Genomic DNA, 12,474 nt, shown 5'->3' with positions numbered 1-12,474 from the left:
ATGAAAAAGAAGATTATTCTCATCGGGCGCTCCATGGCGGGAAAAACGACGCTCTGCCAGTATTTGACCAACAGCGCCCTGAAGTATAAGAAAACCCAGACGGTAGAGGTTATCAATAAAAGCATGATTGATACGCCGGGGGAATACCTGGAGCGGACCTACCTTCGGGGAGCCTTGATGGTTTCGGCTGCGGATGCAGATTACATTGTACTGGTACAGGACGCAACGGAACGGGGAACCATGTTCCCTCCCGGATATTCCAGCAGCTTTGCAAAGCCCTCCATCGGCGTTGTCACAAAGAGCGATCTGGCTTCGGAAAAGGATCTGGAGGATGCGAAGAAATATCTGGAGAATGCAGGCGCAAGGCGGATCTTTGTGACCAGCAGCTATGAGGGAAAGGGTTTTGAGGAATTTCTCTCCTTCTTCCAGGAGGAAGACGAGGCGTAAGCCGGGAGGCCGGAGTAAAGGGAGATTTTTATGCGAGAGACGATTACCAGTGTGGGGATTGATATCGGAACCTCCACCACACAGCTGATATTCAGCCGGCTTACCATAGAAAATCTGGCAAGCAGCTATATGGTTCCCAGAATCAAGATTGTAGACAAAGAGGTCACTTACCGGAGCCGGATTTACTTTACCCCTCTTCGGTCTCAGACAGAGATTCATGCCGAGAAAGTAAAGGAGATCATTCAGGGAGAATATCAGGCGGCCGGCATGGAGCCTAAGGATCTAAAGACGGGAGCCGTGATTATCACGGGAGAGACGGCCAGAAAGCAGAATGCCAATTCGGTTCTTGCTACCTTAAGCGATATGGCCGGGGACTTCGTAGTAGCCACTGCAGGGCCGGATCTGGAATCCGTGCTGTCGGCAAGAGGAGCCGGAGCGGATAAGCTTTCGGAAGAGCACAGGCAGGCTGTAGCCAACATTGACATCGGCGGCGGAACCAGCAACATTGCCCTCTTCCGGAAAGGAAGCCTTAAGGGAACCAGCTGCCTGGATATCGGCGGCAGATTGATTAAGATAGAAAACGGAAGAATCCATTACATTTATTCGAAGATTTTACGGCTTGCACAGGCCCATGGAATAACCATCCGTGAGGGAGACCGGGCGGAAGAAGGCACCTTGTACCGCATCTGCCAGATAATGGCAGACCAGCTTGCCATGGCGGTTCATGCCATGGAGGCGGACAGTCTTCACCAAGAGCTCTATACCAATGAGGGGAAGCCTCTGACAAAAGAGCCTCAGGTTCAGGCCCTTACCTATTCGGGGGGCGTTGCAAGCTGTTATTACAACGGGGAGCCGGATAACGTATTTGAATACGGCGATATCGGAGTGCTCCTGGCAAGGGCTGTGAGGAACCATCCGGTTCTGAAGCAGATTACAACCTATCCTGCCGCAGAGACTATCCGGGCAACGGTGGTCGGAGCAGGAACCCATACTACAAATGTTAGCGGCAGTACCATTAGCTACACCCAAGGACAGCTGCCCATAAAAAACATTCCAGTTCTGAAACTCTCCGAAGAGGAGGAGCAGAATCTGGCACTGTTTCAGGAGACTCTCCGGCGAAAGCTGCAGGTTTATAAGACGGAGGGAAAGCTGGAGCAGGTCGCAATCGTATTCTCAGGAAGATACCACACCAGCTTCGCACAGATCCAGGAGCTTGCCCGGGCTGTTGCAGAGGGGGCGGACGAGGTGATTGCCGGACCTCATCCCCTCATTCTGGTGATCGAGAACGATATTGCCAAGGTGCTTGGAAATGCATTGAATGTACTTCTTGAGCGCAGAAAGAGCTTTATCTGTATTGACGGTATCTTTGGGAACGACGGCGATTACATTGACATCGGCGAACCAGTGGCTCAGGGAAGCGTGGTTCCGGTAGTGACAAAAACCCTGATCTTCAATACATAAAAAAGGAGAGTGAAAAGGTTGATTTTAAAGACAAGGTTATTCGGCAAAGTGTACGAATTCAAATCTCTTCGTGAGGTAATGGCGAAAGCCAACGAAGAGAAATCCGGTGACAAGCTGGCAGGAATTGCAGCTGAGTCGGCGGAGGAGAGAGTGGCTGCCAAGGTTGTTCTTTCCCACATTACTCTGGAGGATCTGCGGAACCATCCGGCAGTTCCCTATGAGGAGGATGAAGTTACCAGAATTATTCAGGACGGCGTCAACGAGGCCATCTACAGAGAGCACAAGAATAAGACGGTAGCGGAATTCAGAGAGTGGATTTTAAGCGAGACCACCACAGGAGATATGATCAAGCGTGCGTCCCGGGGTCTTACTGCTGAGATGGTAGCGGCAGTCTGCAAGCTGATGACAAATCTGGATCTGATCTATGCGGCAAAAAAGATTCGGATATCTGCCCATTGTAATACGACCATCGGCCTTCCGGGAACATTTTCTTCCCGTCTGCAGCCCAACCACACCACGGATGATCCCAAGGGTATCATGGCTTCCGTAATGGAAGGCTTAAGCCTTGGCTGCGGGGACGCCGTAATCGGACTGAATCCCGTAGACGACTCGGTGGAGAGTGTGGCAAGAATTCTTAAGAGTTTTGACGAGTTTAAGAATAAGTGGGAGGTTCCCACCCAGATTTGCGTTCTGGCACATGTAACGACTCAGATGGAGGCCATCAGCAAGATGCATGCGCCCATCGATCTTTTATTCCAGTCCATCGCCGGCTCCCAGAAGGGAAATGAGGCCTTTGGATTGGACGCAAAGATGCTGGACGAGGCACACGATCTGATGCTTCGGGAAGCGACCAGCACCGGCCCCAATGTGATGTACTTTGAGACAGGACAGGGCTCAGAGCTTTCCTCTGACGCTCATAACGGCTGGGATCAGGTGACCATGGAAGCCCGCTGCTACGGCTTTGCAAAGAAATATCAGCCTTTCCTGGTAAATACCGTTGTAGGCTTTATCGGACCGGAGTATCTGTACGATTCCAAGCAGGTAATCCGCGCAGGCCTTGAGGATCACTTTATGGGCAAGCTGACCGGCATTCCTATGGGCTGCGACGCATGCTACACCAATCATATGAAGGCGGATCAGAATGATATCGAGAACCTGGCAACCCTTCTGGTTGCGGCAGGCTGCAACTATATCATGGGTGTTCCCCAGGGAGACGACTGTATGCTGATGTATCAGTGTACCGGTTTCCATGAGGCAGCAAGCTTAAGAGAAGTATTCGGACTTCGCCCCATCAAGGAATTTGATCAGTGGCTGGAGAAGATGGGCTTCTCAGAGAACGGAAAACTGACGCCTCTTGCAGGCGACGCATCCGTGTTCTTAAAATAAACAGGAGGTGAATGACTTTGGTAAGCGAAAAGGATTTAAGAGATATTATTGCACAGGTGCTTACAGAGATGAATGTGGGCGCAGGAGATTCTGCTGTGGCCGGCTCTGTGGAGAAAGCAGTCAAGGCTTCCTGTGAGAATTGTACGGAGATTGAGGATGGCTGTCTGGAGGATGTAGCAGCCATCGACTTAAGAACCCAGTATTTGATAGAGAATCCGGTGAGCAGAGAGGCTTACTACGATCTGAAGCAGTATGCTCCCTGCCGTCTGGGCATCGGCAAGGCAGGAGCACGCTACCGTACTCTGCCGGTATTGGAATTCAGGGCAGCCCATTCCGCTGCACAGGATGCGGTATTTTCCGATGTAGATCAGGACTTTATCGATAACATGGGCCTCTTCACCATACAGACCAAATGCGACTGCAAGGATACCTACCTGACCCGTCCGGATCTGGGAAGAGTATTGAGCGACGAGGGAGCGGCAGCCGTGAAGGAAAAATGCAAAAAGAACCCCACCGTTCAGATTTATGTATCCGACGGCCTAAGCTCCGCAGCCATTGCAGCCAATGTAGGCGACGTGCTTCCGGCTATTGAGCAGGGACTTAAGAGCTACGGCATCAATTGCGGCACTCCTTTCTTTGTAAAATACGGCCGTGTGGGAGCCATGGATCAGATTTCCGAGCTCACAGGCGCAGATGTAACCTGCGTGCTCATCGGAGAGCGTCCCGGACTGATTACGGCAGAGTCCATGTCCGCATACATTGCTTACAAGGCAACTGTGGGCATGCCTGAGGCCAGAAGAACCGTTGTGTCCAATATCCATAAGGACGGCACCATTCCGGCAGAGGCCGGCGCACATATTGCAGATATCATTAAGAAGATTCTGGATGCCAAGGCCAGCGGAACTGACTTAAAACTATAACGAATGGAGGTCAAATAAAATGAAACGCGATCCAATCAAAGCAACCGTACTCGCAACAAAAATTATTCCAAATGTAAACGCAGGTATGGCTAAGGAATTAGGCCTGACTCCGGATCAGAGATCTCTTGCGCTGATTACGGCAGACTGCGATGACGTTACCTACACGGCGCTTGACGAAGCAACCAAGAAGGCCGATGTAAAGGTGGTATATGCAAAGAGCTTCTACGGTGGAGCAGCCAATGCGAATACCAGGCTGGCCGGTGAGATCATCGGCATGCTGGCAGGCCCCAATCCGGCAGAGGTAAGAAGCGGTCTTGAGGCAGCTGTAGACTTTATTGAGAATCAGGCTCATTTCGTATCGGCAAATGAGGATGACAGCATTGTATACTATGCACACTGCATTTCCCGTACAGGCTCCTACCTGTCTGAGGGAGCGGGAATCGAGGAAGGCGAGGCTCTGGCTTATCTGATCGCACCGCCTCTGGAGGCAATGTACGGAGTGGATGCCGCTCTGAAGGCTGCGGATGTGAAGATGTGCTGTCTGTACGCACCGCCCTCAGAGACCAACTTCGGCGGCGCGCTGCTGACCGGAAGCCAGTCCGCATGCAAGGCGGCCTGTGACGCTTTTGCGGCAGCCATTGAGTTTGTAGCAGACAATCCGCTGGAGTAATGGCACAGGCGGCTGCAAGGTTTCAAAGAACCGTAAAGAGGTAAAACAAGATGAAAGCATTGGGAATGATTGAAGTATATGGTTACCTTGCGGCAGTAGAAGCACTGGACAGTGCACTGAAGGCAGCGAATGTTTCTCTTGTAAATGTGGAAAAGGTTAAGGGCGGCCTGGTGGCCGTACTGGTAGAAGGGGACGTGGGAGCCGTGAAGGCGGCTATGGATGCCTCGGCGGCAGCGGCAGAGCGGCTGGGGACAGTGGTCAGCGTACATGTGATTCCCCGTCCGGCTGAGGATGTGGCACGGATGCTTGGAAGGCAGGAGGGAACTCCCGGCCCGGATAAAGATCCGGATCCACAGCCGCCGAAGCCCCCGGCGCCAGAACCGGAACCAGAAGCCGAACCAGATCCGGAATCGGGAACCCCGGAGGAACCGGAATCCGTAGAAGAGCCTGAGGCTGTAGAGGAGCCGGCTCCTATATCGGAACCGGAACCAAAAGAGCTGTCCCTTCCCCAGGGGATGGAAAGCATGAGCGTGCAGGATCTGAGGAAGCTGGCCCGGGAACTGGAGATTACCAACATGACAAGGGCAGAGATCCGTTATGCAAAGAAGCAGGAGCTGATTCAGAAGATAACAGAGTATAAACAGGCTTAAGTAAAGGAGAAGCAGCTTATGCAATTATATGATAAAGATCTGTTGTCAGTGCAGGAAGTGCGGGAGCTGGTAGAGAAGGCGAAAGCAGCCCAGAAGGAGCTCAGTCAGAAGAGCCAGAGGGAAGTGGACGCCATTGTAAGATCCATAGCAGAGGCGGGCGGACGCAATGCCAGGCGTCTGGCAAAGCTGGCCCATGAAGAGACCGGCTTCGGCGTAGAAGCTGACAAGGTAATTAAAAACGTATTTGGAAGCCTTGGTGTGTATGAGCAGATCAAGGATATGAAAACCATTGGAGAGCTGGATTACGATGAGGAGAAAAGGCTCCGCACCCTTGCGGTTCCTGTGGGAGTGATTGCGGGCTTGATCCCTTCCACCAACCCCACATCCACCGCTTTCTATAAATCGGAGATTTCTGTGAAGGCAGGCAACGCCATCATATTCTCCCCCCACCCGAATGCAAGGAACTGCATTTTGGAGACAGTAAAGGTGATTCGCCAGGCCATAGCGGAGGCGGGCGGCAATGAGGATCTGGTATCCTGCATTACCCTTCCCACCATTCAAGCCACGGATAATCTGATGCGTCACCCGGATGTGGCGCTGATATTGGCTACCGGCGGAAGCGCAATGGTGCGCGCAGCTTACTCTTCGGGGACGCCGGCCATCGGCGTAGGCCCCGGAAACGGCCCGGCGTACATAGAGAAAACCGCAGATCTTCCTCTGGCAGTGAAACGCATTATGGATTCCAAGACCTTTGACAACGGAACCATCTGCGCCTCCGAGCAGTCAGTGGTATGTGAAAAAGATATGGAAGAAGCAGTGCGCAGGGAGATGGAGAAGCAGGGAGCTTACTTCCTGACCAGCGAGCAGAGTGCCAAGCTTGGAAAGTTTATCCTGCGCGCCAACGGAACCATGAATCCCGCGATTGTGGGAAAGAGCGCAGCCGTGATTGCCGAGCTGGCAGACATTGAGATACCAAAGGGCGCCAGGGTACTGGTGGCAAAGGAGACGGGTATCGGAAGAGGGCACCCCTATTCCAATGAAAAGCTTGCCCCCATCCTTGCCTTCTATACGGCAAATGATTTTATGGAGGCGTGCGATTTGAGCTGCGAGATCCTTCACTACGAGGGTGCGGGCCATACCTTCATTATCCATACCAGGAACCCGGAGATTGTCAAGTATTTTGCAAAGAGAGTTCCGGCTTCCAGGGTGATTGTGAACAGTCCCGGCGCACTGGGAGGAATCGGGGCGTCGACAGGGATGATACCTTCCCTGACCCTTGGCTGCGGAGCCATCGGCGGAAGCGCCACCTCGGACAATGTAGGCCCCATGAACCTTCTGAACCGCCGCTGCGTGGCAGAGGGATTGAAGGAGCTGGATGAGATTAAAAAGGAGATTCCCGACTGCGGCAGCTGCCGTCCTATGAATGTGAAGGACGTCGACCTGGATGCAGTGGTGGAGGAAATCGTAAAAAGACTTCGTTCTATTTAAAAAGGAGGACTGAAAAATGGCTGGATTACAGGCATTGGGAATGATTGAGACAAAGGGACTGGTAGCTGCTATTGAGGCAAGCGACGCCATGGTAAAAGCAGCAAACGTAACCCTCATCGGGAAAGAGCATGTAGGCGGCGGCCTGGTAACCGTAATGGTCCGGGGAGACGTAGGAGCCGTAAAGGCGGCTACAGACGCAGGAGCAGCGGCGGCAGAGCGCGTAGGCGAGCTGATCTCCGTACACGTAATTCCGAGACCCCATGAGGAGGTTGAGGCAATTCTTCCGAAGCTTGGCTAGGGAAGATACGCAGCATAAGGGATATAGAATAAAAAACAGCAATGCCCCGGCTAAGCCCCAGATGGATTTACGGACGCGGGTTTTGGCGGCCGGAAATCCATCTAGAAAACCGGGGATTGGACGGGGGATTGCGGAACTGGAAAAGGAGGACTGAAAAATGGCTGGATTACAGGCATTGGGAATGATTGAGACAAAAGGACTGGTAGCTGCCATTGAGGCAAGCGACGCCATGGTAAAAGCAGCAAACGTAACCCTCATCGGGAAGGAGCATGTAGGCGGCGGCCTAGTAACGGTAATGGTTCGCGGAGACGTAGGAGCCGTAAAGGCAGCGACAGACGCAGGAGCAGCGGCGGCAGAGCGTGTAGGCGAGCTGATCTCCGTACATGTGATCCCGAGACCTCACGAGGAGGTTGAGGCAATTCTGCCATCTCTGACGAAGTAACATACTCCTTGACAGGAGTAAAGAGCAGGAAAAGGAGGTGGCGGTACCTGGATGAAGGTGATTACAGAAGCGATTTTAAGAGACGAGCTGAGGGCAGACCGGCCGGAGGTTTATGTAATTCCCGAGGGAAAGCTTCTTTCCCCGGCGGCCAGAGAGTACCTGCAGCAGCTTAAAATCAAGATTGTCAGTGAAAAGGATAAGCCGCTCCTGAACAAAAAACCGGAGGTGAAGGCCACAAAGGTTCCGGGAATTCCGGAATCCGCAGTGGAGGGACTTCCTGCCGGTGAGCAGAAGCCCAGATATATAGACGATCAGACAGGAGCCTATTTCTATGAGAAGCCGGAGCATATGACCCACCTTGCAGGGAACCGCCTGGTGAACAAGGATGATAAGCGGATTCTGTTCCGGGGAAAGCTGGACAGTCTCCAGGCGCTGTTTGTTCTGAATCAAGCCTTATTTGCAGAAATGGGAGAGGAGAAGGAGCTTCTGGAGGACTTAGAGGATATTCTGGCGTCCCTGCGCGAGATGATGCGCTGCGACGTGCTGGGAGAACCCTTTGAGAGAAAGACTATCATCGGTCTTACCCATGAGGAGCTTCGGGATCATTCTCACCATCCTATGAAGTATTATAAGGTAAAGCAGATGGTGCTTCCAAGCTATACCCTGGGAAAAACCTACGCAATGCTCAACCAGATGCGGACGGCTGTCCGGGAGACGGAAGTGACTGCGGCTGCAGCCTTCCACAACGGAAGAAGCTATGAGCGCAAAGATATCATCGAAGAGCTGAACCGGATGTCCAGCGCTATGCACATCATTATGTGTAAGTATCTGGCAAAGCTTCAGAATTAGGAGGCGCCCATGAGACAATTGATAGAAAAGGTAGCCGATCTCATTGTGGAGAGCGGACTGGTAGAGGTAGAGGTGTCGGCAAGGCATGTGCATCTGACCCAGGAGGACGTGGAGCGGCTCTTTGGAAAAGGAGCTAAGCTGCATGAGAAAAGACCCCTGTCTCAGCCGGGGCAGTTTTTAAGCGAGGAACGGGTAACGCTTGTGGGCCCTAAGGGGAAAAAGGAGCATGTGGCCGTTCTGGGTCCTGTGCGCAGCGCAACCCAGGTGGAGCTGTCGATCAGCGACTGCGTGGCGCTTGGAGTCAAGGCTCCGGTGAGGGAATCCGGCGATCTGCGTGACGCAGGCCCCATTGTCATTGAGACAGAAGGGGGAAGAATCGAAGCCGGCCAGGCCGTGATTGTGGCAAAGAGCCACGTACATGTGCCCCCGAAGATTGCGCGGGAGCTTAAGCTCCAGGACAAGGAGCATGTAAGTGTCCGGGTGCTGACCGAGCGTCCCGTGACCTTTGACAACGTAGTGATCCGCGTAAGCGATGCATTCCGCTACAAAATGCACATTGATTTTGATGAGGCAAATGCAGCTCAGGTAAGCGGCTTTACCCTGGGCAGAATTATAAAACAAGATTAGTCAGACGAGGACAGGAAATGGATACAGAACGTGTAGAAGCCTTTATGAGAAAGGTGGAGGAGTCGGAAACAAAGACCTTTACGCCCGTGAGCGGCAGACTGAAAACAGGAGTGGATTTGGGAACAGCCTACATTGTACTGGTGGTGCTGGACGAAGAAAACAATCCCATAGCCTGTGAGAAGCAGGCGGCAGACGTCCTTCGGGACGGGGTGGTGGTAGACTATCTGGGAGCCTTGAAAATCGTAAAGGAATTGAAGGCGAAGCTGGAAAAGCGCATTGGCCGTGAGCTTATTAACTGCGCCATAGCCATGCCGGCCGGAACGCAGAGCAGCGCCAAAACCCATCAGTATGTGGCGGAGGGAGCGGACTTCGAGGTGACGGCCGTGCTGGATGAGCCGAGTGCAGCCAACGCTGTTTACGGGATATCCGACGGTGTTATCGTCGATATCGGAGGCGGCACCACGGGTCTTGCCATTCTAAGAGACGGCCAGGTAGTGCAGATTGAGGATGAACCAACAGGAGGAACCCATCTGACGCTGGTGCTGGCAGGCAACTACCACATCCCCTTCAAGGAGGCGGAGGCTATCAAGCAGGACTATGGAAGGCATCGGGAGATTCTTCCGGTTTTGAAGCCTGTGGTGGAAAAAATGGCTGCTATTATCAAAAAGCATGTAGATCCGGCTGCGGTGGATACCATTTATCTCTGCGGCGGAACCTGTTGTCTGACAGGTATGGAAACCATTCTTGAGAAAGAGACGGGAATTCATACCGTGAAGCCGGAGAATCCTTTCTTGGTGACTCCGGCAGGAATTGCAATGAATTGTAAGCTGTAATGTAGAAAACAGCAGGAAAGGAGGGAAGTGCGTGGAACTGGAATTGTTAATCAGTGAGATATGCGGCAAGGTAAAGGAGCGTATGGAGGCCCTGGAACAGAGTGAGGCAAAATGTTCGGATAAGCCGAGGCTTTTTCTTATTTCCCAGGATCACGGGACTCTTTGCCATCCTACTTTGGAGAGCAGGGAGCTTTTAGAGTACTATTGCGTGGACTGTATGCTTCTTCAGGATAAGACCTTGGAATCTGCCCCTTACGAGGGCGTGATTGCATATACGCTGACCAATGAGGCTCTTGGGAAGCTTGCCAACGGCATTTTTGATACGGACTATACGAGAGCGTTCGGGAAGGCACTTCTCCTGGGAAAGAGGATTTTTGTCCCTGAGGAAGAGGTGGAACTGTACCGCTATCGGGATACGGCCCCGGAAGGCTATTACAACCGCTTGGCCGAGAATCTGAAATTTCTTGAGAATAACGGCGTGACGATCGTGCCGGACTGTGAGCTGATACAGACCATTCTGGGCGGTCAGACCCGGAACGAGGAAAGCGCAAAGCCAGAAAAGGCGCAAAAGCCGGAAAAGATCGTTCATCTGGCGAAAAAGGTAATCACAGAAAGAGATATGATTGCCGCCAGGGAGGAACAGGCCTCCTGCGTAACTGTAGAGCCCAAAGCGATTTTGACGGATTTGGCAAAAGAGTACGGCAGACGCTATCACATAAAGCTTGAGCGTAAACAGGGTTGAAAGGGGCTTCAGATAAATGAAAATAGGAAGAATCATCGGAAATATCTGGGCCACCCGGAAGGATGAAAGGCTGGCGGGCATTAAGCTGCTGGTAGTTCAGCCTCTGAATCTGCTGACGGAAGGGCCCATAGAAGCGCCTATTGTTGCGGCTGATATCATCGGAGCAGGCGTGGGAGAAAAGGTTATCTACGTAGGCGGAAGCTCGGCCCGGGGAGCGGCAGGATCCAGCGATATTCCGGTGGATGCAACCATTGTAGGAATTGTGGACGATCAGGAGATCGATGCATCATTGGCAGACGGGCGGTGATGAAATGGAATTTGTAGAAGCGATTCAAAAAGCAGGAGTTGTGGGGGCCGGAGGAGCCGGCTTTCCCACACATATCAAACAGAATGCCGCAGCAGAGTATCTGATTATCAATGCGGCGGAATGTGAGCCCCTCATTGAGACGGACAAATACCTGTGCCGCACCTTTGCCGATCGAATCGTGGAGACGGTGGAAAAAATGGCCGCTCATCTGAAGGCGGGCCATCGTGTCATAGCTTTAAAGGCAAAGTATAAGCAGGAGATCAAAGCTCTTAAGGAAGCCATCGACAGGCAGAAGGCGGGGGTGGAGATCTTCGAGATGGGCACCTACTATCCTGCCGGAGACGAGCAGATTATGGTGGAACAGGTCACAGGCAGGGTGGTTCCCGAACGGGGACTTCCGCTGAATGTAGGCTGCGTGGTGGAAAATGTAGGCACGGTTCTTGCCATTGCGGATGCGCTGGAGGATAAGCCGGTGACGGATAAGTATTTGTCTGTGACAGGGGCGGTAAAGGAGCCGGTTATGTGTCTTGCGCCTCTTGGAACGCCCATTGAGGATGTTCTTAGGCAGGCAGAGCTTCTGGTGAAGGACTACGCAGTGATTCTGGGCGGCCCCATGATGGGAAAGCTCAAAAAGGATCGGGAGGCTGTACGGGAGGCAGTGGTGACAAAGACCACAGGCAATCTCCTGGTGCTTCCTTCGGATCATTACCTTATGAAACGGGGAACCATGTCCGTGGAAAGAATGATGCGCCAGGCAGCTTCGGCATGTATTCAGTGCCGGGCCTGTACGGATCTCTGCCCTCGGCAGCTGATTGGACATAATGTGGAACCCCACAGGGTAATGCGGAATATCTGGAGACAGGAATCCGTCACGGATGCGGCAAAATTCGAGAGAACCTTTGGAAGCGCTGCCAACTGCAGCAGCTGCGGCACCTGTGAGATGTTTTCTTGCCCCATGGGCCTTTCGCCCAGAAAAATGAATGATTATGCCAAGGCGCTCCTTCGCGAGAGGGGAATACAGCCGGAAAAAAATCAGGAGCCGGTAAAAAGCACGGCCCTTGGCCACCGCAGAATTCCCACGGAACGGCTGATTGCGCGGCTTGATTTGACGCCATACGTATCGCACGGCCTGCCAAAGCTGTATGAGGTGACGCCAAAGGAGGTTTTCGTACCTCTGTCCCAGCATATCGGCAAACCGGCAGTCCCTGTGGCGGCAGTGGGAGATGAGGTAAAGAGAGGAGATCTGATTGCAGAAGCGGCGGAAGGACTCTCGGCAAATATTCATACGGGCTTTGAGGGCGTGGTAAAAGAGATTACCCCCCAGGGTATCCGAATCGGAAGAAGGGAGGCATAG

Annotated in this window: 15 protein-coding genes; all 15 read left to right on the top strand. The window is 52.8% G+C overall.

Annotated features, from left to right (window positions below; all coding sequences use genetic code 11):
* The 15 genes from VV089_RS14885 to VV089_RS14815 all read left to right on the top strand — a co-directional run bounded on the left by VV089_RS14885 (window position 1) and on the right by VV089_RS14815 (window position 12,474).
* Entirely contained in the window at window positions 1-447 is a 447-nt protein-coding gene (locus VV089_RS14885) for a EutP/PduV family microcompartment system protein (RefSeq protein ID WP_334336458.1), read from the top strand.
* Window positions 448-477: 30 nt separating this feature from the next.
* On the top strand, window positions 478-1,908 hold the full coding sequence (eutA, locus tag VV089_RS14880) for an ethanolamine ammonia-lyase reactivating factor EutA (RefSeq protein ID WP_334336457.1): 1,431 nt from the start codon (window positions 478-480) through the stop codon (window positions 1,906-1,908).
* A gap of 18 nt (window positions 1,909-1,926) precedes the next feature.
* The gene (locus tag VV089_RS14875) at window positions 1,927-3,294 is read left to right on the top strand and encodes an ethanolamine ammonia-lyase subunit EutB (RefSeq protein WP_172542529.1); all 1,368 of its coding nucleotides are present in this window, start codon (window positions 1,927-1,929) and stop codon (window positions 3,292-3,294) included.
* Window positions 3,295-3,311: 17 nt separating this feature from the next.
* Window positions 3,312-4,214, top strand: coding sequence for an ethanolamine ammonia-lyase subunit EutC (gene eutC / locus VV089_RS14870; protein WP_334336456.1), 903 nt, complete (start codon window positions 3,312-3,314; stop codon window positions 4,212-4,214).
* 19 nt (window positions 4,215-4,233) lie between these two features.
* A complete protein-coding gene (eutL, locus tag VV089_RS14865) occupies window positions 4,234-4,884 on the top strand; it encodes an ethanolamine utilization microcompartment protein EutL (RefSeq protein ID WP_172542527.1) in 651 nt (216 codons plus the stop codon).
* A 50-nt stretch (window positions 4,885-4,934) separates the two neighbouring features.
* A complete protein-coding gene (locus tag VV089_RS14860) occupies window positions 4,935-5,534 on the top strand; it encodes a BMC domain-containing protein (RefSeq protein ID WP_334336455.1) in 600 nt (199 codons plus the stop codon).
* A gap of 18 nt (window positions 5,535-5,552) precedes the next feature.
* On the top strand, window positions 5,553-7,022 hold the full coding sequence (locus VV089_RS14855; RefSeq protein WP_334336454.1) for an acetaldehyde dehydrogenase (acetylating): 1,470 nt from the start codon (window positions 5,553-5,555) through the stop codon (window positions 7,020-7,022).
* Window positions 7,023-7,038: 16 nt separating this feature from the next.
* Entirely contained in the window at window positions 7,039-7,320 is a 282-nt protein-coding gene (gene eutM, locus VV089_RS14850) for an ethanolamine utilization microcompartment protein EutM (RefSeq protein WP_334336453.1), read from the top strand.
* Window positions 7,321-7,477: 157 nt separating this feature from the next.
* Window positions 7,478-7,762, top strand: a complete 285-nt coding sequence (gene eutM, locus VV089_RS14845; RefSeq protein ID WP_172542473.1) for an ethanolamine utilization microcompartment protein EutM — start codon at window positions 7,478-7,480, stop codon at window positions 7,760-7,762.
* Window positions 7,763-7,813: 51 nt separating this feature from the next.
* Complete coding sequence (locus VV089_RS14840; RefSeq protein WP_172542474.1) at window positions 7,814-8,611, top strand: ATP-binding protein; 798 nt, start codon at window positions 7,814-7,816, stop codon at window positions 8,609-8,611.
* A gap of 9 nt (window positions 8,612-8,620) precedes the next feature.
* Window positions 8,621-9,238 carry a phosphate propanoyltransferase gene (pduL, locus tag VV089_RS14835; RefSeq protein WP_172542475.1) on the top strand — a complete coding sequence of 206 codons (618 nt, stop codon included), beginning with the start codon at window positions 8,621-8,623 and terminating at the stop codon, window positions 9,236-9,238.
* Between the two features lie 17 nt (window positions 9,239-9,255).
* On the top strand, window positions 9,256-10,071 hold the full coding sequence (gene eutJ / locus VV089_RS14830; protein ID WP_334336452.1) for an ethanolamine utilization protein EutJ: 816 nt from the start codon (window positions 9,256-9,258) through the stop codon (window positions 10,069-10,071).
* A gap of 31 nt (window positions 10,072-10,102) precedes the next feature.
* Complete coding sequence (locus VV089_RS14825; RefSeq protein WP_334336451.1) at window positions 10,103-10,813, top strand: hypothetical protein; 711 nt, start codon at window positions 10,103-10,105, stop codon at window positions 10,811-10,813.
* A gap of 16 nt (window positions 10,814-10,829) precedes the next feature.
* On the top strand, window positions 10,830-11,120 hold the full coding sequence (locus VV089_RS14820; protein WP_172542478.1) for a EutN/CcmL family microcompartment protein: 291 nt from the start codon (window positions 10,830-10,832) through the stop codon (window positions 11,118-11,120).
* Between the two features lie 4 nt (window positions 11,121-11,124).
* On the top strand, window positions 11,125-12,474 hold the full coding sequence (locus VV089_RS14815) for a 4Fe-4S dicluster domain-containing protein (RefSeq protein ID WP_334336450.1): 1,350 nt from the start codon (window positions 11,125-11,127) through the stop codon (window positions 12,472-12,474).

The sequence above is a fragment of the Candidatus Merdisoma sp. JLR.KK011 genome, from assembly GCF_036941125.1.
In the GTDB taxonomy this organism is placed as follows: domain Bacteria; phylum Bacillota; class Clostridia; order Lachnospirales; family Lachnospiraceae; genus Laedolimicola.
The sequence above is the reverse complement of the archived record's forward strand: the minus strand, read 5'-3'. Positions and strand labels throughout refer to the sequence as shown.

What these genes read in the sequence shown, in the direction of transcription:
- eutM (WP_334336453.1), top strand. Translation starts at nt 7,039, where the DNA reads ATGGCTGGATTACAGGCATTGGGAATGATTGAGACAAAGGGACTGGTA.
- VV089_RS14860 (WP_334336455.1), top strand. Translation starts at nt 4,935, where the DNA reads ATGAAAGCATTGGGAATGATTGAAGTATATGGTTACCTTGCGGCAGTA.
- eutL (WP_172542527.1), top strand. Translation starts at nt 4,234, where the DNA reads ATGAAACGCGATCCAATCAAAGCAACCGTACTCGCAACAAAAATTATT.
- VV089_RS14885 (WP_334336458.1), top strand. Translation starts at nt 1, where the DNA reads ATGAAAAAGAAGATTATTCTCATCGGGCGCTCCATGGCGGGAAAAACG.
- VV089_RS14815 (WP_334336450.1), top strand. Translation starts at nt 11,125, where the DNA reads ATGGAATTTGTAGAAGCGATTCAAAAAGCAGGAGTTGTGGGGGCCGGA.
- eutJ (WP_334336452.1), top strand. Translation starts at nt 9,256, where the DNA reads ATGGATACAGAACGTGTAGAAGCCTTTATGAGAAAGGTGGAGGAGTCG.
- eutM (WP_172542473.1), top strand. Translation starts at nt 7,478, where the DNA reads ATGGCTGGATTACAGGCATTGGGAATGATTGAGACAAAAGGACTGGTA.
- VV089_RS14820 (WP_172542478.1), top strand. Translation starts at nt 10,830, where the DNA reads ATGAAAATAGGAAGAATCATCGGAAATATCTGGGCCACCCGGAAGGAT.
- eutA (WP_334336457.1), top strand. Translation starts at nt 478, where the DNA reads ATGCGAGAGACGATTACCAGTGTGGGGATTGATATCGGAACCTCCACC.
- pduL (WP_172542475.1), top strand. Translation starts at nt 8,621, where the DNA reads ATGAGACAATTGATAGAAAAGGTAGCCGATCTCATTGTGGAGAGCGGA.
- VV089_RS14855 (WP_334336454.1), top strand. Translation starts at nt 5,553, where the DNA reads ATGCAATTATATGATAAAGATCTGTTGTCAGTGCAGGAAGTGCGGGAG.
- VV089_RS14840 (WP_172542474.1), top strand. Translation starts at nt 7,814, where the DNA reads ATGAAGGTGATTACAGAAGCGATTTTAAGAGACGAGCTGAGGGCAGAC.